Raw genomic sequence first — 23,907 nt, forward strand, 5'->3', positions numbered from 1 at the left:
GGTACTTGGTAGCAAGAAACTTTTCGTATTCGCGTTTCTCGACAAACCGTTCGTTAAATTCTAAAATCTGGTCAATCATAATGATAAGTGTTTGCCTATGTATTGTCCTAGAACAAGAGCTAGAAAGCCAATAGTCACGCTAAATACAATATAACCAGCGGCCCATAAGAAGCCGTCGTTTTTCAATAGCATTCCGCTCTCGTTGATAAACGTGGAAAAAGTGGTGAAACCTCCGCAGAAGCCTGTGATGGCTAGGAGTTTGGTGCTGTCGTTCATGATTCCGTGCGTCCACTGCATGCTTGACAATATCCCTATGAGCAAGCATCCCACGATGTTGACCGTGAATGTGCCGTAGGGAAAAATTAACGAGGAAATGCATGACGCGGCAAGTTTAGAGACAAGGAACCGTAGCCCTCCTCCCATGAAACTTCCTGCACCGACTATTAAAAATTCCTTAAACATGAAAATAACTTTTTTGCAAAGTTACAAAAAAGAGCGAATGGTTAATAACTTTAATGAATAAATAGGCAAATAATTGCAAAAAAAATCGTAAATTTGCATATTATAGGGCACAAAAAGTCCGAGCGGTTTGAGACTGCATTGATTGGTGTTTTTAGCCTTTGCGTGATAGAAGCATTGTTTCATGTTGTCTTAATGGATAGGCGAGTTTAATAATCTGGTGAAATTCAGTTTGTTGCTTGCTTTTTGTTACCCTGTGTTTAAAAGTAAATGTAATAGTATGACCGAAAAGGATTATATAAAAAATAATTTCCCTTTGTTGTCGGGCATAGACAGCCCGGCCGACTTGAAGAAACTTCGTGTGGAACAGCTTCCTGCTGTGTGCAATGAGTTGCGCAATTTCATGATCCATGAGTTGTCGACCAACCCAGGCCACTTTGCTTCGAGTATGGGGGCTGTTGAGATTGTCGTTGCGCTGCATTATGTGCTTGACACGCCTAATGACCGCATTGTGTGGGACGTGGGACATCAGGCTTATGCTCACAAGATCATTACCGGACGGCGTGACATGTTTAGCCAAAACCGCACTATGGGCGGGCTGAGCGGGTTCCCCAATCCCAACGAAAGCGAATATGACACTTTCATTGCTGGACATGCATCTAATTCTATATCGGCAGGTTTGGGTATGTCTATTGCGAGCGAACTTTGCAAGGATGTTGACCGAAAAGTTGTGGCTGTGATAGGCGATGCTTCTATAAGCGGCGGTCTTGCTTTTGAGGGCCTAAACAATGCCGCGATGCAGGAGAATAACTTGCTTATTATCCTTAACGACAATGACATGTCCATTGATCGCCCTGTGGGTGCATTGAGCAACTACATCACCAACTTATCGACATCGAAGCGTTATAATAACCTGCGATATAAGATATATACATTCATGCGTCGTCATGGCATGATTGGGGATAGCGGCAAGGGGATAATGCTGAGGTTTAACAATGCAATGAAATCTATGCTCACAGGCCAACAAAATATTTTTGAGGGCTTGAATATTAGATACTTTGGTCCTTTTGACGGTCACGATGTGGTGAGAATGGTGAAGACATTGAAGGATGTCATAGAAATGAAAGGTCCTAAAATCCTTCACCTCCACACTATTAAAGGAAAGGGGTATAAAGCTGCTGAAAAAGACCCCACTACATGGCATGCCCCAGGTAAATTTGACAAACTTACGGGTGAACGTGTGAAATCATCGGGCGAAGGCAAACCATTGAAGTATCAAGATGTTTTCGGTCACACTCTTGTTGAACTGGCAAAAAAGAATGATAACATCGTGGGCATTACAGCCGCTATGCCTGGAGGAACGTCAATGTCAATGTTGCAAAAGGTTTACCCTAAACGCACCTTTGACGTGGGTATCAGCGAAGGACATGCTGTGACATTTGCTGGCGGACTGGCCAAGGAAGGGAAACGCCCGTTTGTAGCCATTTATAGTTCGTTCTTGCAACGAGGATATGATGAAATCATCCATGACGTGGCTATTGCAGGACTACCTGTCACGTTCTGCATTGACCGTGGAGGACTTGTGGGTGAGGACGGAGTGACTCACCATGGCATGTTTGACTTGGCTTATCTGCGTTGTATTCCTGGCATAGTGGTGTCGGCTCCTATAAACGAACATGACTTGCGCAACCTCATGTACACATCACAGCTCGACGGTAAGGGACCATTTGCTATCAGGTATCCGCGTGGTAATGGCGTGATGGTTGATTGGTGTAGCCCCATGAAAGAAATGACTGTGGGTAAAGGTAAGGTGCTGCGTCGCGGTGAGAAGGTAGCTGTTTTGAGTCTGGGGCATATAGGCAATAATGTGATTAAAGCTCTTGACCGATTGGAAACAGAGAAAAATGTTAAGGTGAGCCATTGCGACATGGTTTACCTTAAACCGCTTGACGTAGAACTCGTTAAAGAGATGATTGCGACACATCACCATATCATTACAGTGGAAGATGGCACTGTGATGGGTGGTTTGGGCAGTGCTGTTGCCGAGGTAATGGCACAAGGTAAAAACGACTGTGAGCTCACACGCCTCGGAATTAAAGATGAGTTCATAGATCAAGGCACAGTACCACAGCAACAGAAGATTTGTGGCATTGATGTCGAATCGATTTATAACTATATATTAACAATTTTAGAAAAATAGATATTAGCGACTGATGAAAATTGTTATTGCAGGAGCAGGTGAGGTGGGAACACACTTGGCTAAAATGTTAAGTGATGAGAACCAGGATATTATCATCATGGATAATGACGAACGCCGTCTTAATTCCTTGCTGGAATATAACCTCATGACTTACTACGGTAGTGCGACTTCGTTTGAAGATTTGAATAATGTGGGTGTTTCAAGGGCCGACCTGTTTATTGCTGTAACCCCCTATGAGGCTCGCAACATTCTTGCATGCTCTCTTGCCAAGAACGCGGGAGCAAAGAAGACCGTTGCAAGAATTGACAATTCAAGTTATCTTAATAAAGAAAACAAAGCATTTTTCGTGTCTCGTGGCATCGATCACTTGATTTACCCGGAATATCTTGCAGCACAGGAGATGACTAGTGCCTTGAAACGCACATGGGTGCGCAACTGGTTTGAACTGTTTGATGGCGAATTGATTGTCGTTGGTGTAAAGATTAGGGCAAATTCGTCGTTGGTGGGCAATCAACTCAAAGATTTGAGTGATGTGTCTCACATCATGCACATCTCTGCTATAAAGCGAAATCGCGAGACGATTATACCTAGTGGATCTGACTATATCAGGGAAAACGATATCGCTTACATTGCTACTACACATGAGCACATCATCGATGTGATGGAAGTGTGCGGAAAAACGCCAGTCGATGTCGATCGCATATTGGTGATGGGAGGCGGTGAGATAACAGAACAGCTAGTGAGCCAGGCTCCGTCGCGTTACAGGTTTAAGATACTTGAACCAGATGCAGAACGTTGTCAGCAACTTGCCGACCGCTATCCTAACTGCTCGATTGTGAATGGCGACCCCAGAGATTCTGATTTCCTTGAAGAAGAAGGTATTGCAAGTTATGATGTGTTTATTGCTCTCACCGAAACGTCGGAGGCAAACATCCTGGGTTGCATGATGGCCAAGGAACATGGAATCAAGAAAACAATAGCCCAGGTTGAGAATTTGAGATATTTCAATGAAGCTGAAGCTCTGAATATCGGATTGATTATCAACAAGAAATTGCTTGCGTCAAGTCGTATTTTCCAAATTATGCTGGATAGCGATGTGGATAATGCAAAGAGTCTTGCCCTTGCCGATGCAGAGGTTGCCGAACTAGTGGTGAAACCTGGATCAAAGGTCACTCGTGCCCAAGTGAAGGACTTGAAACTGGCACAGGGTATCACCATAGCCGGCCTGGTGCGTAATGGTGAGGGTTATCTTGTCACAGGTGACACGCAGTTTGAAGCCGGCGACCATGTGGTTGTGTTCTGTTTGCTTGGTGGTATTCATAAAATAGAAAAGATATTTGGATGAAAAAGAGCGGGATTGCATATAGCATAAACTACTTAATGATACTGAGGGTGCTGGGATGGCTTCTTCTGATAGAAAGCGTTTTCATAGCACTGCCTGCAATAGTGTCATTTATTTATAGTGAGACTGATGTTGCGCTCGCATTCTTGAAAACAGCAGCTTTGACACTTGTTTCCGGTCTTGCATTGACTTATGGTTTGCGTCGTAGCACTAGAAACATGGCCATGCGTAAGCGAGAGGGCATCCTTCTCACTTCAATGGTGTGGGTGGTATTCTCGTTTTTCGGTATGTTGCCGTTGCTTATAGCATCTACGCACACAACAATAACTGATGCGTTCTTTGAAACCATGTCGGGTTTTACAACAACCGGAGCATCGGTGGTGAAAGATATAGAAGCATTGCCAAAGGGCATATTGTTCTGGCGTTCGCTCAGTCAGTGGATAGGCGGTATGGGAATCATTCTCTTCACGCTTGCTGTGCTGCCCATGCTGAATTATCGTGGTGGTGTTACTTTGTTCAGCAGTGAGGTGACAGGCATAACCCATGAGCGTATCCGCCCTCGTGTGAACCAAACGGCCATGAGTTTATGGGTGATTTATATAGTTATGACATTAGTGATGTTTTTATTACTATTGTTTGGACCCATGGATTGGTTTGACTCATTGTGTCACACGTTGAGCACAGTTTCGACTGGCGGATTCTCTACAAAGAATGCCGGGTTGTTTTACTGGCATGACTATTATTCCGATATTGTCATCATTGTGTTTATGCTCTTGTGCGGCGTGAATTTCTCGATACTTTATGGCTTGTTTGTGGATCATACTTTCAAACCGATGTTGAGGAGTGTGATATTCAGGTGGTATATAGGTGTCATCTGCGTGGGTGCTATTGCTATCTTTGCGCGTGTGGAATATATGCACTTTTGCGACACCGGGTCCGACCGGGTTTTATATTCAGTGTTTGACACGATTTCGGCCATTACTTCTACCGGTTTTTCAACTATTGATTACGAGGAACATGGTCAGTTTATCTTTTTCTTGTTGCTCATATTGATGTTCTTCGGCGGCATGGCTGGTTCGACATCAGGCGGAGCAAAACTTGACCGTTTTGTAGTGTTGTTTAAGAACGTGCTTAATGAACTATATAAGGTAATTAATCCCAATGCAGTGACTTCGGTACGCATTGACAAAAAAGCGGTTCCTCGCAGTGTTGCCGACAAAGTGTTGGCATTCCTGGCATTATATGTGCTTATCATTGTGGCGGTTGCATTATTGCTGACTGTGCTGGGTATGCCTGCGTTTGACGCATTCTTTAATTCAATGTCGGCTATCAGCAACATTGGATTTGGATACGGTGAACTCACTGGTGGTGAAGATAAGTTTGCATGCTTGCCCGATCTTGCTAAATGGGTTCTGGCCTTTGAGATGATGATTGGACGCCTCGAGCTGTTCACTGTGCTTGTGGTGTTCTCTCGTAGTTTCTGGGTGAAAGACTAGAATAATAATTTGAATTTTATAAAATAATAACCAATATGAATAACGAAACCTACAATCCTAACATTACCAATGCAAAGAAAGGTAAAGGTGCGCCTAGTGGAAGTGGAAAGAACGACCAGGAAGGCAAATTGACTTTTATCAATCGCATCTCGGTTTTCTTTAGCAGTGCACGCACACGCATAGTACTTGGCATTATTCTAGCCTTGTTTGCTATTTACCTGTTGATTTCATTTGTGTCGTTCTTTGCCGGAGCAGGCATAGCCGACCAGAACATGGTGTCAAATTATGATATCGTAGAAAATGCCCAGCAACCCGACCAGATCAGCAATCTGGGTGCTGCTGTCGGAGCATGGGCAAGCGACCACATCATTGCTAATGGCGTGGGAGTGGCTGCTGTGATTCTTGTGATTTGGAGCATCGTGATAGCAGCAAGATTATTTCGCAATGAAAAAGTGCATTTTTTCTCATATACTCTGATGAGTATATTTAGCACCATCACATTCTCAATATTAATAGGAGCCTTGACCTATGGCATTGATTATTCATTCTTCCACCTGGGCGGTGCATTTGGATATTATACCAACAAGTGGCTCATTGGCGCTATCGGCTATATCGGTATGATCGCTGTTAATATTATTCTTTTAGTGATATGGGGAATGCTTTGTTACAAGACGATAATGCTGATATACACTAAAACCAAGGAAGTGATCAATCGCAAGAAATTTGACGGAGATGATGTGGACGAAAATGCAGCAGAGCAAAACGTTGAATCGCTTGATGAGGTTATTGGTCGTCGTCAATATGCCGTAGAATCACAACCTGAAAAAACTTCGAAACAGGAGGACGAAGAAAAAACTTCGTTCCCTTTTATGGGCAAGAAACCTGAAAAGAAAAAGGTTGAGAAGAAAAAACAAGAGCAACCACAAGTGCAGGCTTCATCGGAGCCTGCTGTCATGGCTGGTATTGAGTCGGGCGAGGTGAGTAACCCTAACGACCCAACGGGTGAGTATATACATTATAAATTCCCGTCACTCGACCTTCTTGAGAATCGCACGATGAGCGTTGACCGTGTCGATGTTGAGGAGCAAGAAAGCAATAAGAACCGCATTATTGAGACCCTGGGGCACTATGGTATCCAGATCAAGCATATTGATGTTCATGTGGGACCAACTGTCACACTATTCGAGATTATTCCTGAAGACGGTGTGAAGGTTTCTAAAATCAGGAACCTTGAGGACGACATTGCATTGAGTCTTGCCGCTCTGGGCATTCGCATTATTGCTCCCATGCCCGGACGTGGAACTATCGGCATCGAGGTTCCTAACCGTGATCCCCAGGTGGTGCCCATGCGTCAAGTTCTTGCCTCTAAAAAGTTCCAGGAAACTAAATGCAAACTGCCCATGTGCCTCGGTTGCACAGTGACCAACGAGGTGTTTGTTGCCGACTTGACAAAGATGCCGCACTTGCTCGTCGCAGGTGCCACTGGTAAGGGAAAGTCTGTGGGTTTGAATGCTATTATCACATCGCTTCTTTATAGTAAGGGACCCTCGGAGTTGAAGTTTGTTCTTGTTGACCCCAAGCGAGTCGAGTTCAGTGTATATGCTGATCTTGAAAAATACTTCTTCGCAAAACCCGAAGACGAGGACCGTGCTATCGTCACTCAAACTGATAAGGTGGTGAAAGTGCTTAACTGCCTTGTTCAAGAAATGGAAAATCGTTATGAGGTGTTAGAAGAAGTCAAGGTTCGCACCGTTGAAGACTACAATGCAAAGTGGCGCCAAGGATTGCGCAACGAGAGAGACGGACATGGCGATAAGAAATATCCTTACATGCCCTACATTGTTGCAATCATCGATGAGTTCAGCGACATGATGATGACTGCTGGCAAGGAGGTTGAGACTCCTATCATTCGCATTGCCCAGAAGGCTCGTGCAGTGGGTATTCACATGATTATTGCTACACAACGTCCGTCGGTGCAGGTTGTAACTGGTTTGATTAGGGCTAACTTCCCTGGCCGCGTTGCTTTTGCAGTTTCTAGCTCTACTGATAGCCGTATCATTCTTGATGCTCCTGGTGCACATCGTTTGATAGGACGTGGTGACATGCTGTTCTCGGTTAACGGTGAAACAACCCGTCTGCAATGCCCGTTCATTGACACAAAGGAAATCGTTGACATTTGCGATTTCATACGTGAACAAGAGGAAAACGACCGCAACATTGAGCATGAACACCCGTTCTACTTGCCCGAATATGTGGGTGAGACCGAGAACAACGGAGGTGGAGGCGATGCTTCTAGCTTGAAAGACCGTGATCCGCTCTTCGAGGAAGCTGTGAGATATATTGTGCAGGGTGATGTGGCATCTACCTCGTCACTGCAACGCCGTTATGAGATAGGTTACAACCGTGCCGGACGTATCATGGATCAGATGGAGGCCGCTGGTATTGTGGGACCTGCAACTGGCGGAAAACCACGCAAGGTGTTGATCTCGCCTGCTGATGCCGAGGGGTTGCTTTCTACTCTTTAAACTTTATCGCAATTATTTAGTCATAATGATATGAAGAAGATTTTATTTATATTGTTAGCATTTGTGTCAATGAGTGTATCGGCTCAAACTCCTCAACAGATGCTTGATAAGGCAGTGAACGCTTTAAAAGGCACTGTCACTGCTGATTATATGCTGAAATCGGATCAGGGTGCCATGAAAGGGACTGTCGTTGTGAATGGCAAAAAATTTAGAATGCTTTCAAAGGACGTGAAGACATGGTATGACGGCAATACCCAATGGATCTACTCGGTAGCAACTCATGAAGTGAATATTACCACGCCCACTCCACAAGAACTTCAAATGACTAATCCTGTTGCTGCTGCTCAAGGGTTCAAAAAGGGGTATAACATGTGGAAGGCGGCTGGTCAGGTTTCTGACAAGTATGCGATTATGCTTCAACCCAAGTCGAAAAGTGACATTAAGAAAGTTTACCTGTATATAAGCAATGGGTCAAACTTACTTCATTCTGCCAATTTTCAGATGAATGACGGTACATCGTTTACAATCACGATGAGTAACTATAAGACAAAAGTCAGTGTGCCGGAGTCAACATTCCAGTATGATGCATCGATGGTGCCTGCCGGAACGCAAGTTGTAGATTTAAGATAATTATGTGGTTATGAAAGTTAAGTGTTTGATAATAGGTTCAGGTCCTGCCGGATATACAGCTGCAATCTATGTGTCTCGTGCAGGTATCTCTAATCTGCTTGTCGAGGGACATCAACCCGGTGGACAGCTCACTACCACTACAATGATTGAAAATTTCCCGGGATTCCCTTCGGGAATTGACGGATTTGAGTTGATGCAAAACATGCGTCAGCAGGCAATTAATGTGGGTGCTGATGTTAAATCGGCATCAGTGAAGACAATAGATTTGGCAAAGCGTCCATTTGTCGCATTGCTAGACGACGAAACCAGTGTTGAGGCCGATAGCGTTATCATCGCAACTGGTGCATCGGCTAGATATTTGGGACTACCTGATGAGAATAAGTATGCAGGCCAGGGTGTCTCGGCATGTGCTACATGCGACGGTTTTTTCTATCGCAAGCGTGATGTTGCCGTAGTGGGCGGTGGCGACACTGCATGTGAAGAGGCTACATATTTGAGCAACTTGTGCCGTAAGGTATATATGATTGTGCGTAAAGACCACCTTCGCGCACAGTCGGCAATGCAGAAACGTGTAGCCGAGCGTGAGAACATTGAATTGATTTTCAATGCCAATACAACAGGACTATTTGGTGAGGACGGACTTGATGGCGCTCATCTCATTATTAATAAAGGAACTGAAAATGAGCAAGTGCGTGATATTGCTATCAATGGTTTCTTTCTTGCGATAGGCCATAAGCCCAATACTTCATTTCTTGCGGGACAATTAGAACTTGATGAGCAAGGATATATTGTCACTGATAAAGATTCAACTGCCACAAGTGTTAATGGCGTATTTGCCGCCGGTGATGTTGCCAATCCTCGTTATCGCCAGGCAATAGCTGCTGCTGGTACTGGATGCCGTGCCGCGCTTGATGTGGAGCACTTCTTGAATAATCAGTAACAGTTAGATTTGTAGGATAGAATAATCCCTTACATCCAATCAAAAGGAATGTAAGGGATTACTTTTTACTAGAATTGCTTTGCCGTTGCCATGATCACTTCGCTAAGGGTGGGGTGGCCGTGGATAGCGGTAGCAAGTGTGTCAACTGTCGCCTCACATTGCATTGCCGTGACGACTTCCTGAATCAAATCGGCAGCGTGTGGACCGCAAATGTGGCAGCCAACAACCTTGCGTGAGTCGGCTTCAACTATCATTTTCACTAAACCGTCGGTTTCTCCCATTGATACAGCTTTGCCATTGCTACGGAAAAATGATTTTTTTACCACTACATTCATTTCACGCTCGGTGCATTGGTCCTCGGTGAGTCCCACCATAGATAGTTCAGGAGTAGTGAATACGGCACTAGGCACTATATCAAGATTGATGTTTTCTTGCTTGCCCGTCATGTGATGCAATGCCTTAAATCCTTGTGCGGTTGCAGCATGAGCCAGCATGCACAGTCCATTGACATCGCCTATGGCATAGATGCCATTAACTGATGTCATCATGTGTGAATCGACTTCGATGCCACGGCGACCCACTTTTATGCCTGCCTCTTCTGCTCCGTTGGGAATTACGGGCTTGCGTCCAACCGACATCAGAACTTGCTCGGCAATGACTGATTTGGATTTTCCTTTCTGCTCAAATGTTATTTCGAGCAATCCTTCGTCGTTTTTGTGAATGCCATTAACTGCTGCCTGAGTCATGATGTTTATGCCACGTTTGGAGAGCACTGTCTTCAGTCGTTTTGCAATGTCTTTGTCAAATGGAGGAAGAATTTCTTTGCAGAATTCAATGACAGATACTTCAACACCAAAACTATTGAATATTGCAGCAAACTCCATGCCGATGACACCTCCGCCCACGATGCAAAGGCTCTTGGGTAATTCGCTCATTTCCAGCACATCGTCGCTTGTTATAGATAATTCGGCGCCTTCGATGGGCAAACCTCGTGGAGCTGAACCGGTTGCAATCACTATGTTATCGGCAATATACTTCTCGCCATTTGCTTCGACCGTGTGTGCATCAATGATAGTTGCTTCTCCGGTCACATAATTGATACCCGGTTGTTTCATGAGCATAGCTACGCCTTCGCGCAGCTGTGTGACTACTGTATCTTTCCTGGCGTGGGCGATGCTATAGTCAAGTGAAAGGTTGTCAACCTTTACTCCCCACTGTTCCGCTTCTTTGAGCAGGTTTACAACCTCGGCATTGCGGCATAATGCTTTGGTGGGAATGCAACCACGGTTAAGACATGTTCCGCCAGGGTGATTTTTTTCAATAATAGTGACCTGTAGTCCCTGTTGGGCTGCATCGGCGGCCATTTCATAACCGCCAGGTCCTGCACCTATGATGATAATATCACTTTTCATTTTCTAAAAAAAATTATGGGGCGAAACAATGATTTCCGCCCCAAGTAAATTTTATGCCATATTATTGGTTATCGGCAACCAATTCTGTATAAGTCACAACGGGATGTAGAGCTGCCAGAGTGTCGTCGAGACGGCGCACGGGAGTGTTGTGGGGTGCTGTCTTGACTAATTCGGGAGTTTCGCTTGCTTCACGAGCTATTGTTCTCATGACTTCAATGAACCCGTCGAGTGTTTCCTTGCTCTCATTCTCGGTGGGCTCAATCATGAGGGCCTGATGGAAAAGAAGCGGGAAATAAATTGTGGGTGCATGATAGCCATAGTCGAGCAGGCGTTTGGCTACGTCGAGTGTAGTGACTTCTGTGGATTTATCCTTCAGTCCGTCAAATACAAACTCGTGCTTGCACACGCCTTCTATGGGAAGTTCGTAGCAATCTTTGAGACATTCCTTGATATAATTAGCATTGAGTGTTGCGAGCGGTCCAACCATACGTAGGTTTTCTTTGCCAAGGGTAAGGATGTAAGCATAAGCACGCATGATTACTCCGAAGTTGCCAAGGAAACCTGAAACCGAACCAAGAGACTCGTCGTTGCTCACGACCTTGAACGACATTGTTTCTTCGTCGGCAACGACACGAGGATTGGGCAAGAATTGTTCAAGACCTTCACGCACGCCTACGGGACCTGAACCAGGGCCGCCTCCGCCATGGGGAGTAGAGAACGTCTTGTGGAGGTTGATGTGCATAATGTCAAATCCCAAATCACCGGGGCGACACATACCCAGCATGGGGTTGAGGTTTGCTCCGTCGTAGTACATTAGACCGCCTGCTTCGTGCACGAGTTGTGCAATTTCAGCGATGTTGTGCTCGAAAATACCAAGTGTGTTGGGATTAGTCATCATCATGCCGGCAATAGTGTCGTCAAGCAGAGGACGCAAGTCTTCCACATCGACTGTGCCGTCGGGACGGCTCTTAACGACAACAACATTAAACCCACACACGGCTGCGCTCGCGGGATTTGTGCCGTGGGCGCTGTCGGGGATAATAACCTTGGTGCGCTTTTCATCGCCACGGCTCAAGTGATAACTCTTCATCACCATGAGACCTGTGAGCTCGCCGTGAGCACCTGCGAACGGGGTGAGGGTGAATTCGCTCAATCCAGAGATTTCAGCAAGAGAGTATTGCAGGTTAGAGTAAACTTCAAGTGCACCTTGGACAGTGCTAGGATCTTGAAGAGGGTGCAGGCCAGTAAAAGCATGATGGTTGCACATCTCCTCGTTGATCTTGGGGTTGTACTTCATTGTGCAAGATCCCAAGGGGTAGAAACCTGTGTCAACGCCAAAGTTGTTGTTGCTCATGTTGGTGTAATGACGCACTACAGTGAGTTCGTCAACCTGGGGCAAGGCTGGTGCCTCGTCACGCATGAGATGTGCAGGCATATCCTCGAGTTTGTATTGACCCAATTCGTTTTTAGGAAGAGAATATCCACATCGTCCTTCCTTTGACAACTCAAATATGAGTTTTCCGTAATACACGTTGTTCATAGTCTATTATCCTCCTAAATTATTTGTCAATATTTTGAAATCCTTCACAAATGCATACTGCATCGTCGATGTCATCCTTGCTTAAAGTCTCTGTTGCGCAGAGAAGCAGAGTGTGGTCATCGATCTTGAGACCAAACTGGATGCCAGCATCAAGCATGGTGTCAAGTAACTCGTTGATGTTTTCGCCCTTGTATTTCACTGCAAATTCATGCAAGAACGGCTTGCCTGGATATGCAAGTTCGAAATCGTCGAGTTTACACAGCTCGTCGGCAAGATAGTGAGCGTTGCTATAACTCAAGGCATTTACTTCTTTAAGTCCTTGTTTGCCCATGAGAGCCATGTAGATGGTTACATAAAGTGCCATGAGACTCTGATTAGAGCAGATATTGCTAGTTGCTTTCTCACGACGTATGTGCTGCTCGCGGGCTTGCAATGTGAGCACGAAAGTGCGTTTGCCGTCCATATCCTTGGTAGCACCTACGATGCGACCTGGCATCTTGCGTATGAGTTTCTTGCTAGTGCACAGATAACCCACATAAGGACCGCCAAAGTTCATGGGGATGCCAAGGCTCTGGCCATCGCCCACTGCCACGTCAGCGCCCCATTCGCCCGGAGTCTTGATCACTCCCAGGGCACTGGCATTGCAGTTCATGATGAACAAAGCTTTGTTGTCGTGGCAAGTATCGGCCCAACCAGTGTAGTCTTCCACGATGCCGTAGAAATTGGGTGCAGCTACAATAACGCCAGCGACATCACCTTGTGAAACCTTGTTTTCAAAGTCCTCGCGAGAGGTGACACCATCGACAGCGGCAATGTGCTCTACGACGATGCCGTGGAATTTGGCATAGGTCTCGACAACGCGAGTGACGATGGGGTTCATCGTGTCGCTGATGAGCACCTTGTTGCGTTTCTTTGCATTGGCGACTGCCATCATCATGGCTTCGGCGGTAGCAGTAGTGCCGTCATACATTGACGCATTGCTCACTTCCATACCTGTAAGTGCTGCCATCATGCTCTGGTACTCAAAGATGTACTGGAGTGTACCTTGTGAGATTTCAGCCTGATAGGGGGTGTAAGAAGTGAGGAACTCGCTTCGGCTTAATATAGCGTTGATTACAGCAGGGCTGTAATGGTTGTAAACGCCAGCGCCGATGAAGCAGTTAAGCGTTTGGTTGTATTCGCCCAGTTCGTCAAACATCTTACGCACCTCAACTTCACTCATCTCCTCGGGCAACTCATAGTCGCGGTGCAGCACAAGTTCGCCAGGTATATCTTCATAGAGATCCTCAAGGCTCTTGAGACCACACTTGTCGAGCATTGATTTAATGTCCTCGTCGGTGTGCGGGAAATATTTGTAATTCATACTTAATTCAAGTTAAGCAATGTACAGGAATTAATTTATTCGCCGATGAATGCTTTGTAAGCCTCGGCAGTCATGAGGTTGTCAAGTTCGCCAAGGTCGCTGATCTCAACTTTGATAATCCAGTTTTCGAAAGCATCCTTGTTAACAAGGCCGGGCTCGTCCTCGAGTGCCTCGTTGACTTCGATAACAGTACCGCTCACGGGCGACATGAGGTCGCTTGCTGCCTTCACGCTTTCCACTGCTCCGAATTCCTCACCTGCAGTTACTTCGTCGTCAACTTCAGGAACATCTACATAGACAACGTTACCAAGTTCGTGCTGAGCATAGTCGGTGATGCCGATGAAACCAATGTTACCTTCAACTTTTACATACTCGTGTGACTCGCTGTAGTAGAGTCCTTCAAGAATCTTACTCATAATACTTATTTTTGTTTTGATGTTATTAATTCGTTATCTGTTATTATTTCTTATAACTTTTTTTGTAGAAACGTTTCTTTACGACCTCTGCGGGGAAAACTTTCTTGCGAATCTTCACATTGAGTTCGTTGCCCAGAGTGCCTGCCTCACGGTCAACCAGTGCAAAAGCAAGACTCTTTTCTACAGAGATGCCGCGATAACCTGTGGTGATATAGCCCACTACCTTGTCGCCTTGCATCACCTCATATCCATGGCGAGCGATAGCTTTGTCTTTAAGTTCAAGGCCTACAAGTTTCTTGGCACTGCCTTCTTCCTTCTGTTTAGCACAAGCCTCTTTGCCAATAAAGTCTTCCTTGTCGAGTTTCACAAAGATGCTCAAAGTAGCCATTATGGGAGAGATCTCGGCAGTGAGTTCGTCGCCATAAAGGGGCAGACCCACCTCAAAACGTAAAGTGTCGCGACAACCCAGTCCGCATGGCTGCACACCAGCTTCGACTAAAAGATCCCACATCTTGTTGATAGCAGTGTGGCTTGCATAAATTTCAAAGCCATCCTCGCCGGTGTAACCTGTGCGGCTTACGATGATTGTTTCACCGTCGTATTCCAACTTTTTGAAAGTATAAAACACGAGGTCGGTAGCATCAATCCTGAGAATGTCGAGAAGAGCCTTTTCACTCTCGGGACCTTGAACTGCGAGCTGTCCGTAGTAGTCGCTCTGGTGGTCAACTTTCACGTCAAACTGTGCTGCATGTTCATTGATCCATGCCACATCCTTGTCGATGTTACCAGCATTGATAACAAGGAAAAAGTCGTTTTCGGCAACCTTATAAACCAGCAAGTCATCCACAGTGCCTCCGTCGGGGTAAAGCATCATGCCATAGTAGATCTTGCCCAGAGGAGCATCCTTGATATCGTTTGTGAAAATATAGTTGACAAACTTCTCGGCCTCGGGACCGGTGATCTCAACTTCGCCCATGTGTGAAACGTCGAACACACCCACCTGGTTGCGAACAGCATTATGCTCTTCAACTATGCCTTTGTATTGAATGGGCATGTTAAATCCGGCGAAGGGACTCATTAATGCACCCAGAGCCACGTGCTTGTCATATAGACATGTTTTTTTCTCGTCTGCCATAAATCTTTTAGTTGTATAAAAGGTTAATAAATTGTTTATTAGTCAAGTTCATGATGATTTGCGACATGTCGATGTGCTTGATTGCATTCTCAATGGCTTGCCGTGTATAAGGAGTGCCATTGAGCCGGTCAACTACAAGGTGGTCGATGTCGCCAAGCAGGAAAAAGTCTCCTGTTATGTTCATGTTGTTGATGATGTTGTGAACAAGTTGAAATCTCACTTCAATTTCACCCACGCCACCGATGTGCTGCTTGCGGGTGGTGTTGCATCGCGGATTGTTACCTAAAATAAACTCTGGTGTGAGATAGCCTTGCATGATGTTGTCAATTTGTTGCACATCATTGTCGCTTATTTCAATCTCTCCATCACACATGGTGCTGCGCACATGCTTCTTGAAATCCTCTATGTTGAGGCCTATGTGTTGGGATAGGGTGGTGATGCGGCTTTCCACGCTTTTCACTCCTTTTGATTCCAATTTCTGTTTGGAAGGGGTAATGGCATTTGCCATGTGCTGGCGGTCGGTGTCGTAAAGCATGGTCCCGTGCACTATGCTGAATCCGGGCATGTGGTAGAATGCGTTGCCGCTTACCTTGCATCCGTCAATCATAATGTCGTTGCGAGAATTGTCACTGGCATTAAGTCCTAGTAGTTTGAGCATCTCAACGACCGCCGTAGTATAGCGGGAGAATGTCAGTGTGACATTATCGCTTCGAGTTATGTAACTGAACATGATGTTGTTCATGTCGGCAAACACGCAACCTCCTCCGCTCTTGCGGCGATAATATTCTATGCCGTTGGCATCGCAATAGTCAAGATTGACTTCGTTTTGTATTACCTGGTTTCTCCCGAAGATTACAGTGGGGTTGACTTGCCACATGAAGAAGAGATCGTCCTCACCTATAATGCAAGTCGCATATTCCTCCATTGCAAGATAGAATGGAAGAATATGCGACTGGTTATCGGGCAATCTCAAATATTTCATCAAGTTATTCTTTCAGTTTGTTAGTTTTGCGTATGACCTACAAAATTCAGGTCTCCTACACAATGCAAATTTACTGAAAATATCTTGAATTGAGAAATTTAATTGCTCCAAATTTTGAGAGTAATGATTATTTTATAATCACTTTGCGGCTAGCACCGTCAACATTGACAATGTAAATGCCATTAGCAAGATTACTGCTGTTGATAGTAACGTCGTTGTTTCCTGTTGCATTAGTTGTTGAAACCAGTTTGCCTGCAAGGTCAAAAACGTTAACCGTGTTGATACCCTTATCAGCTTTAATATTGATAGAGCCTACTGTTGTATTGACGTCAATGCTTGAAACTGTTGAGTTGAGGTCTTTCACTGCTGTGAAGTTCTCGGTGTGAATGCGGTAGCAAGCATATCCGTTACCCATTGTGTAGTCGTAAACGAGCACAGAACTATTGCCTTCGGGTACTACGCGGAAGAATGACCCGCAAGAAGGATTAGCGCTGTAACCACCAGAACCCAGCGGAGCGACATTAGCAATGGGTTCCGCATTAGCGCTCATGTCGCGCACAGAGAAACCGCCGTTGTAGTTTGTGCCGCTGGTGTAAAGGAACATTTCGTGGCCTTCGAGAGTAAAGTAAGCTCCACCTACCGAAGAGTTGCTGTTGGGCTGTGTTGTATTTAGAGAACCGGGGACATACTTGCCCTTGTCCTCGCCATTGAACAGGTTGTAGCCCTGGTTACGCACTTGGTAGATAAACTTGCTGGGTGTTCCGTCAATAGGGAATATCATGCCGGCAGTAGAACTTGCAAAAGACACTCCGCTAGTCTTTGTGACGTCAACTACTTTGCCCTCTGCGATATAGATTACAGTAACATAGGTGAGTGCATTCTGGAACAAATACACATAACCGCCCTCTGTTGACATGATGTCACCGCTTGCAGTGATGAAGTTGGTCTGTCCTTGCTCGGGAGTTGTGAATTTGATTTCGATAGGGGTAGAAGTGAGGTCACAACCAGGATATACAAGAAGAGTGCCGGGATTCTTTGTCACACCGTCGTTGCGCTGGATTAGGTTCTCGGCGTCGTCAAAGCAGATGCCGTGGCTTGTGGTGCCGGGGAGTTCTGCAATAGTGCCTTCGGGAGTGATAAGTATGAGTTGGCTAGTAGTGTAATTGTTGGCATAGCAAAGTCCGTCAGAGGTGATTGCTGCCTGTTGCGCCGATGCGTATTTTGAAGCACCAGCAACGCCTGACGGGAAATTAGCGGGAAGGTTGTTGTTTGCCATTGTGTATTCGAAAATAGGCTCAACTGTAACCTTGAGGGCATCGAGCGGTTCAACGATTGATTCCCAATCAATGTCTTTGAGGTCGGGCATATCGTTGGGGACTAGAGAATTGCATGTCATCATGTAAACACCCATTTCGCCGTAAGCTTGGTAGTTGGCTTTAGAATCAACGGTCCACATGGCAACAGGAAGTCCGGCGTCGTGGAATTTCTTTACTGTGTATTTGTCAAAACATCCAGCTTCAATGCTGGGGATGAGTTTCCACTTTACAATCCAGTCGAAGTTGCTTGCCCAGTTGGCATTACACAAGAATTGGCATTGCAATTTGGGGTAGTTGGTGCGCACATACTCAAGTGAGTTTTTCATTGAAGTGAGAATCACTGCTTTATCGGTGAGTCCTTTTTCCTCAATAAGTGCTGCAAGACCGGGGAATTTGCTCATGTCGTTATTGTTGATGCCAGTGGTCCATTTGAGTTCGATAACGGGGAATACGCCCTTTTCGTTGCACACGTCGAGATACTCGGCGATGGTGCACATTGTGCCAGAATATGTTACACCGCTGCGTGTTTGCGAGTAAGTCTCTGCTTTGAGTTGTTCCAATGTCGCATTTGCAACAGTGAGGTTTCCGCCCACACGGTTAGTTGTCTCGTCATGGCTGATCACATACTGGCCGTCGATAGTGACACGCACGTCACATTCAAGACCAGCATAATGGTAAACATCTACACCGTTGCGATAGGCTTCTACTGTGTTCTCTACACCCTTGTTGCAACCGCGGTGTCCCACAAAGATTGGTTTCCATGCACTTGCTTGGAAAGCAATGACTGCACTGAGCAGTAGTAAAGTAATCTTTTTCATTTTGTAGTAGTTAATTGGTTTATGAAAGGTTTATTGAAAAGAGTAGGGGATAGACGGTCTATCCCCTACAACTATTAGTTATTTTTCGGTTTTGTCTTCTTTAGTTTCCTTGTTTTCCTTCTTGTCAGGCATTAGCCATTTGTCCATCCACTTGAAGAACTCACGCTGCCATACGATTGAGTTTTGGGGTTTTGTAACCCAGTGGCATTCGTCGGGATAGAGCACCATGTGGGTGGGAACTCCCATGAGTTTTGCTGCATTGAATGCTTGCATGGTCTGCGTGTAAGCGATGCGGAAGTCGTTCTCGCCTGTTGTGACCATGATGGGGGTGTCCCAGTTCTGCACATAGTTCTTGGGGTCTGCTTGGCTGAATGATTTTTGAGCCACAGCATTATCTTTCTCCCAAGGCGCGCCGCCGAGGTCCCAGTTGACGAACCACATCTCTTCGGTTTCGAGATATTGTGCTCGCAAGTCGAAAATACCTGCGTGCGAAAGGAAGCAAGCATAGCGTTTGTTGTGATTGCCAGCAAGCCAGTAAACTGAATAGCCGCCGAAGCTTGCGCCGACGCAACCCATGTGGTCGCCGTCGATGTAGGGTTGCTCCTTCATATAGTCGGTAACGCTGAGGTAGTCCTTCATGCATTGTCCTGCGTAGTCGCCCGAAATCTGTGCATTCCACTCTGTGCCGAAACCGGGAAGACCGCGACGGTTGGGAGCAATGACTACATAACCGTGGTTTGCCATGATGCGGAGGTTCCAGCGATAACTCCAGAATTGGCTCACAGGTGACTGGGGACCGCCTTCGCAGAAGAAAATAGACGGATATTTCTTGTTCTTGTCAAATCCAGGAGGCAGGAGCACCCAAGTGGTGATGTCCTTGCCGTCGGTAGCCTTGACGATGACTTTCTCGCACTTAACCTCGTCGAGCGAAGCAAGCAGTTGGGTGTTGACATTGGTCAGCTGCTTGGGTTCTTGTCCCACCTGGAAAGCAAACACTTCGTTGGGAGCAAGGAACGAGTGACGCATGGTCACAAGCGTGTTGTTGTCGGCAAAGTTGATGCCGTCGTAGTCATATTGACCTGCTGCGATGGTGTCAACCTTCTGTGTTGCAACATCCATGCGGAAGATGGGGCATGTGCCCTGGAACGGACAGATGAAGTAGATGAATTTCTCGTCGGGCGACCAAGCGATTGCGTCAACAGAGTAATCCCAGTTAGCCGTGAGATCAACCTTTTCGCCTCCCAGTTTATCCATCATGAAAATGCGGTTCTTGTCGGCCTCATAACCATCATGTTCCATTGACAGCCAAGCAATCTTTCCGCTCTTGGAAACGACGGGATTGTTGTCGTAGCCCATCATTCCCTCGGTGAGGTTGTCGGTTGTCTTATTTGCCTCGGTATCATATACATAGAGGTCGCTATTAGTTGACAGTGCATATTCCTTGCCCACTTTCTTGCGGCACACATATATGAGTTTCTTGCTGTCGGGGGTCCAGGCAAGTTGTTCAACTCCGCCCCAGGGACGCATGGGTGACTCGAATTGTGTTCCTTCAAGTACATCCTTTACATCGCTTACTTTGGAACCGTCGAAAGTGCCGACGAAGGGGTGAGGAATCTCGGCTGTCCACTCATTCCAGTGACGATACATCAGGTCGTCAATGATGCGTGCATTGCTCTTGTCCATGTCGGGATGATGATCGGTGATGTCTTTACCATACTTAACGGTTGAAACAATCACAATCTTCTTTTCGTCAGGAGAGAAAGTGAAACCTTCAACATCTTTTTCCATTGACGAAACGCACTTGCGTCCGCTGCCGTCGGCATTCATCACCCACACTTGTGTCACTGCGCCTTCCTTGTCTTCGCAGTAAGTGAATGCGATTTTATTGCCTCCGTCAATCCACACTGCGTTACCCTCGCTGCGGGGAGTTTCGGTGATTTGCTTGGCGTTCTGGCCATCAATGTCCATCACCCACAGGTCGTTGTTTCCTTTGTTGGCTTCAATGTCAATTTGGTTTACGGCGAAGAGAACCTTCTTTCCGTCGGGCGATACTTGCGCACCGCTTACTCTGCCGAATTGATTGAGTACTTCGGGCGTAAACTCTTGTTTTTGAACATTCTCGCCGCTAGCTTGATTGCCAGCGTCGTTGTTTTCGTTACATCCTGCCGATGACAGCAATGCTACTACTGATGCCATAACAGTTGCTTTAATTAATGAATTCATATTCTATTATTATTTTATTACTTTACAAAATTAATTCTTTTACTTGAATTACAAAAGAAATTTATAATATAATTGAGGTGCAGGGAATAAACCTGTGTTTTTAGATGTCGGTAAGATTAGAGTTCACGTAATCTTTTATATATTCTTTCAGTTTGTCACCTTTGACAATTCTGATATGTTCGGCAAGGCCAATGAAGAATTGCGCCGGACCTGCAAGGTTGAACACTGTGACGCTCAATGTGCACGGAAAATCGGTTGCATTTTTATCCCTTTTTATGCATTCATATTGTTCCATTGTGAGATATTTCTCTTTCAACAGGTTAGCGGCATAGTCCGTCATTTTCATTTCAATATCAAAAGTCTTGTCGCTGGTGTTGGCATCGGCCAAGAATCCGAATATGTCTATTTCAAGATTATGTTTGTGCTTCTTAACATTAGTCCACTTGTTATTTTGGACAATTATTTCGCTGCATCGCGAGATCAAAAATTCCTTTACCTTTGCCTTTTTGGCTTCGGTTACATCAACACATATCACAGCATTCCTGTTAAGTCTCAATTCATAAGGCTCAACCCTGCGGTCTCGTGTTCCTCTCGACGAGCTATATTGTTTCAGAATCACGGTTTTACTCTCCTTGATTGCCTGTTGGAGTCGGATAATTTTTTCGTTCTCGGTGCCATTGGGGGTGTTCACCTTTTTCTCAAAAATCTCACGCTTTATTTCGTCGGACATTTTGATCGTTGATCCGCTTTTTCTCACATAACTGCGAGCGACAAACTGTGGTCGGTCTATAAACTTGACTGTACCGTATTCATAGGGCTTTACTTGAACACGCAAGATGCTTATGCCATCATCATTGTTCTCTATCAGATAATTGATGCGAGTAGCAGTGATGTCATTTCCTTTGATAGAACCAGTGTCATCGCAGAATGCTTTGTCAAGTTTATACATCAGGTAGAGGCGAAGTTTGTCCATCGTCTTTTCGCTGATAAGATGTTGTGAGAAAAGATAATCAAGGTCGTCATTTAATGATTTTGGATATCCGTCATCGGTCACTCCTATGAGCAGTTCGCCACCAGAGGTTGAGTTCAGGAAACCGCAAATGGGCTTCAATATCTCCCATATTTGCACATCGTGAGGTTGGAAACCCTCGGGTATTGCTATGTTCTTTGGCGGGAACACTATTGATGACTTGAACTCGAGAGTGTCGCTCTCTTCACCGTAATAAGTGTGCTTGTCGTTGGGTGTGACAAACATGTCATCTACCTTGAGTTTAGTAGCAATCGTTTTCTTAATGCGATTCAGTTCATGTATGCTTATATTCTTGGACTGCAAGGTATTGGACGCGTCAACCAAATCAGATACCACATCTAGGTCATTTTCAAATGACATTGCGAGCATAGTCTCGGGTGTTGATTGCTTGTATTGGGTGAGTTTATCGATAATTGATTCTTTTTGTGTCACAAATCCAAGTCCGTCCAACTCGGCGGGATGTGTGAGCGAGAGGAATCCGTTGTCTTCGTTTTGAGCGAATTTTATTAAGTTTTCTAAATACGACGCTTCATGCTCAATAACTAATTTGTCAAAAGTATTGTTTGCCATAGTGGCAAGCATTTGCGCTGCAGTGATATGTGCATATCGTTCTAGCGTTGTAGTTGCATGAGCTGACGAATAATATATAGCATGCGACAGCATTGTGATATATTGCGCGTCAATAGCCATGTCTTTTTTTATGTCAGATTGTTTTACCTCAATGGTTTCTGTTTGATTCACGAAATCCCTTATCAGGCTTTTATGGGCTTTCTCGACAAAATTGGGGTCAAATTGTTTCACTTCGCTATCATATTCTTGCAGGAAATGCCCGTTAGTGACAAATTTGTCGTTAGACATGCGTGATTCTGCCACTTCAATTTTTAAGGGCAGATGATTGTCGATTGCGTTTTGCGCATCATCGGTTATAGGATCCTTGATGCTCACTATGATTCCTTTTTCAGTAATCCATCGAGTGCCCACAAAGCCGTTGCCCACGGCATAATTGCTATCATACACAGCATAAGTGCGGGTTTGCAGGCTGTCTTCGGCTAAGTCTTGGTAGTTTTGGGCAAAGCTGCCATCAAGATCAAAAGGATCTTCCTGATTACCTGTATATAAAACAGTTATCTGCTCTCCTTTTTCAAAAGCATTGAAAAAGAAATCTCTGGTAAATTTGTATTGCTGATGGTCAAAACCAATGGTGCATCTTATCTTTTCATATTCGGGTTGAATGGTTTCTAACGTCATGTTGAATGATGTTTTGTCAACAATCTGTACGGTTATCCAACTATCGGGCTGATATTCTTTGATAACAGTCTTGGGCGACGGAGAGAAATTAGAGCATGCGCTTGCCAGGAACTTTCGAGATTCGATGGCGTCTTTGATATTATCATAGTCAGCGGATATATGCTTCTTGTCGCCAGTTATCTGTATCGTCGGGCAAACGGACCATTTGTTTTGCTGGTTTTGTTTCTGGTATTGTGATTTGTTGATGTGTGAGAGATTGAGTTTGTTGCAGTCATAAATTACTAGTCCGTTTTTCTCATAGAAATAAATATTATTATCAGCATCATTTTCAAATGTGGTTCCACATAGCATTTGTACAAATTGTTGTCTATACCACGTCTCTGGCTCCAGATTAGTCCATGTAAAATTATAGTCGCCAATTCGTTTGTTAACCATGCAGTTGACAATAATTTCTTGAAGTCTTACTACAACCTTGTCATTGTGTTCTATTAGTATCAAAACATGAGCCAATCTCGCTAATGTATTAGTGTCATTAATGCCTCTTTTGTGCGATGTGAGAAGGTGTGCCGCGATCATGCGTATCACTTTATCGGGGTCTTCCCACATTTGTAGCACATCGACACAGATGTTTCCCTTGTCGATGAGGCTTAAATATTTGTCGGCTACATTATGCAGCGCTTCACTTGAAGTCTTAAAGCTCAAATCGTCAGGGCTTAAATTCAAGTTGAAGTAATGCAGATAATGTAGTAGTTGTTCAAAATTCTCTTCTACATATTCATTTTTTACTTGAAGCCAGAAATCGGGTTGTACCATAATGTAATCTCGGTTAATT

Annotated in this window: 16 protein-coding genes; 6 read left to right on the plus strand and 10 right to left on the minus strand. The window is 45.1% G+C overall.

The genetic code is table 11. The features are described 5' to 3' along the window. Positions 1 to 75: 75 nt before the first annotated feature. Complete coding sequence (crcB, locus tag ACKI3C_RS02055) at positions 76 to 462, minus strand: fluoride efflux transporter CrcB (protein WP_407401544.1); 387 nt, start codon at positions 460 to 462, stop codon at positions 76 to 78. A gap of 295 nt (positions 463 to 757) precedes the next feature. On the opposite strand from crcB, the gene dxs reads away from it, so the two are divergent. Genes dxs through trxB form a run of 6 tightly spaced genes read left to right on the plus strand, consistent with a single transcriptional unit; the run spans position 758 to position 9,592 of the window. Then, positions 758 to 2,659: a 1-deoxy-D-xylulose-5-phosphate synthase gene (dxs, locus tag ACKI3C_RS02060; protein WP_407401612.1), complete on the plus strand. Its 1,902-nt coding sequence runs from the start codon at positions 758 to 760 to the stop codon at positions 2,657 to 2,659. 13 nt (positions 2,660 to 2,672) lie between these two features. Further along, entirely contained in the window at positions 2,673 to 4,004 is a 1,332-nt protein-coding gene (trkA, locus tag ACKI3C_RS02065; RefSeq protein WP_407401546.1) for a Trk system potassium transporter TrkA, read from the plus strand. Between the two features lie 35 nt (positions 4,005 to 4,039). After that, on the plus strand, positions 4,040 to 5,497 hold the full coding sequence (locus ACKI3C_RS02070) for a TrkH family potassium uptake protein (RefSeq protein ID WP_407401614.1): 1,458 nt from the start codon (positions 4,040 to 4,042) through the stop codon (positions 5,495 to 5,497). Between the two features lie 35 nt (positions 5,498 to 5,532). Then, positions 5,533 to 8,022 carry a DNA translocase FtsK 4TM domain-containing protein gene (locus tag ACKI3C_RS02075; RefSeq protein WP_407401548.1) on the plus strand — a complete coding sequence of 830 codons (2,490 nt, stop codon included), beginning with the start codon at positions 5,533 to 5,535 and terminating at the stop codon, positions 8,020 to 8,022. Positions 8,023 to 8,052: 30 nt separating this feature from the next. Further along, entirely contained in the window at positions 8,053 to 8,652 is a 600-nt protein-coding gene (locus tag ACKI3C_RS02080; RefSeq protein ID WP_407401550.1) for a LolA family protein, read from the plus strand. Positions 8,653 to 8,662: 10 nt separating this feature from the next. Then, entirely contained in the window at positions 8,663 to 9,592 is a 930-nt protein-coding gene (gene trxB / locus ACKI3C_RS02085; protein ID WP_407401552.1) for a thioredoxin-disulfide reductase, read from the plus strand. Between the two features lie 68 nt (positions 9,593 to 9,660). Here trxB and lpdA read toward each other — a convergent pair whose 3' ends face one another. The 9 genes from lpdA to ACKI3C_RS02130 form a co-directional block, all read right to left on the minus strand. Beyond that, complete coding sequence (lpdA, locus tag ACKI3C_RS02090) at positions 9,661 to 11,004, minus strand: dihydrolipoyl dehydrogenase (RefSeq protein ID WP_407401554.1); 1,344 nt, start codon at positions 11,002 to 11,004, stop codon at positions 9,661 to 9,663. Between the two features lie 61 nt (positions 11,005 to 11,065). Continuing rightward, positions 11,066 to 12,544 (minus strand): aminomethyl-transferring glycine dehydrogenase subunit GcvPB, encoded by a 1,479-nt coding sequence (gcvPB, locus tag ACKI3C_RS02095; protein WP_407401556.1) that lies wholly within the window; start codon positions 12,542 to 12,544, stop codon positions 11,066 to 11,068. A gap of 19 nt (positions 12,545 to 12,563) precedes the next feature. After that, on the minus strand, positions 12,564 to 13,907 hold the full coding sequence (gcvPA, locus tag ACKI3C_RS02100) for an aminomethyl-transferring glycine dehydrogenase subunit GcvPA (RefSeq protein ID WP_407401558.1): 1,344 nt from the start codon (positions 13,905 to 13,907) through the stop codon (positions 12,564 to 12,566). Between the two features lie 35 nt (positions 13,908 to 13,942). Next, positions 13,943 to 14,323: a glycine cleavage system protein GcvH gene (gene gcvH, locus ACKI3C_RS02105; protein ID WP_407401560.1), complete on the minus strand. Its 381-nt coding sequence runs from the start codon at positions 14,321 to 14,323 to the stop codon at positions 13,943 to 13,945. Positions 14,324 to 14,366: 43 nt separating this feature from the next. After that, positions 14,367 to 15,458, minus strand: coding sequence for a glycine cleavage system aminomethyltransferase GcvT (gcvT, locus tag ACKI3C_RS02110; protein WP_407401562.1), 1,092 nt, complete (start codon positions 15,456 to 15,458; stop codon positions 14,367 to 14,369). Between the two features lie 7 nt (positions 15,459 to 15,465). Beyond that, complete coding sequence (locus ACKI3C_RS02115; protein WP_407401564.1) at positions 15,466 to 16,440, minus strand: lipoate--protein ligase; 975 nt, start codon at positions 16,438 to 16,440, stop codon at positions 15,466 to 15,468. Between the two features lie 127 nt (positions 16,441 to 16,567). Beyond that, positions 16,568 to 18,574 carry a glycerophosphodiester phosphodiesterase family protein gene (locus ACKI3C_RS02120; protein WP_407401566.1) on the minus strand — a complete coding sequence of 669 codons (2,007 nt, stop codon included), beginning with the start codon at positions 18,572 to 18,574 and terminating at the stop codon, positions 16,568 to 16,570. Positions 18,575 to 18,652: 78 nt separating this feature from the next. Next, complete coding sequence (locus tag ACKI3C_RS02125; RefSeq protein ID WP_407401568.1) at positions 18,653 to 20,797, minus strand: S9 family peptidase; 2,145 nt, start codon at positions 20,795 to 20,797, stop codon at positions 18,653 to 18,655. A gap of 100 nt (positions 20,798 to 20,897) precedes the next feature. Continuing rightward, the gene (locus ACKI3C_RS02130; protein WP_407401570.1) at positions 20,898 to 23,888 is read right to left on the minus strand and encodes a WYL domain-containing protein; all 2,991 of its coding nucleotides are present in this window, start codon (positions 23,886 to 23,888) and stop codon (positions 20,898 to 20,900) included. Positions 23,889 to 23,907: the final 19 nt, after the last annotated feature.

It is taken from the genome of Sodaliphilus sp. (assembly GCF_045598405.1).
GTDB classification, from domain to species: domain Bacteria; phylum Bacteroidota; class Bacteroidia; order Bacteroidales; family Muribaculaceae; genus Sodaliphilus; species Sodaliphilus limicaballi.

Bases quoted from the DNA above. Each gene is read 5' to 3' on its own strand.
- crcB (WP_407401544.1), bottom strand. From the start codon at position 462: ATGTTTAAGGAATTTTTAATAGTCGGTGCAGGAAGTTTCATGGGAGGA.
- trkA (WP_407401546.1), top strand. From the start codon at position 2,673: ATGAAAATTGTTATTGCAGGAGCAGGTGAGGTGGGAACACACTTGGCT.
- ACKI3C_RS02070 (WP_407401614.1), top strand. From the start codon at position 4,040: ATGATACTGAGGGTGCTGGGATGGCTTCTTCTGATAGAAAGCGTTTTC.
- ACKI3C_RS02075 (WP_407401548.1), top strand. From the start codon at position 5,533: ATGAATAACGAAACCTACAATCCTAACATTACCAATGCAAAGAAAGGT.
- ACKI3C_RS02080 (WP_407401550.1), top strand. From the start codon at position 8,053: ATGAAGAAGATTTTATTTATATTGTTAGCATTTGTGTCAATGAGTGTA.
- trxB (WP_407401552.1), top strand. From the start codon at position 8,663: ATGAAAGTTAAGTGTTTGATAATAGGTTCAGGTCCTGCCGGATATACA.
- lpdA (WP_407401554.1), bottom strand. From the start codon at position 11,004: ATGAAAAGTGATATTATCATCATAGGTGCAGGACCTGGCGGTTATGAA.
- gcvPB (WP_407401556.1), bottom strand. From the start codon at position 12,544: ATGAACAACGTGTATTACGGAAAACTCATATTTGAGTTGTCAAAGGAA.
- gcvPA (WP_407401558.1), bottom strand. From the start codon at position 13,907: ATGAATTACAAATATTTCCCGCACACCGACGAGGACATTAAATCAATG.
- gcvH (WP_407401560.1), bottom strand. From the start codon at position 14,323: ATGAGTAAGATTCTTGAAGGACTCTACTACAGCGAGTCACACGAGTAT.
- gcvT (WP_407401562.1), bottom strand. From the start codon at position 15,458: ATGGCAGACGAGAAAAAAACATGTCTATATGACAAGCACGTGGCTCTG.
- ACKI3C_RS02115 (WP_407401564.1), bottom strand. From the start codon at position 16,440: ATGAAATATTTGAGATTGCCCGATAACCAGTCGCATATTCTTCCATTC.
- ACKI3C_RS02120 (WP_407401566.1), bottom strand. From the start codon at position 18,574: ATGAAAAAGATTACTTTACTACTGCTCAGTGCAGTCATTGCTTTCCAA.
- ACKI3C_RS02125 (WP_407401568.1), bottom strand. From the start codon at position 20,797: ATGAATTCATTAATTAAAGCAACTGTTATGGCATCAGTAGTAGCATTG.
- ACKI3C_RS02130 (WP_407401570.1), bottom strand. From the start codon at position 23,888: ATGGTACAACCCGATTTCTGGCTTCAAGTAAAAAATGAATATGTAGAA.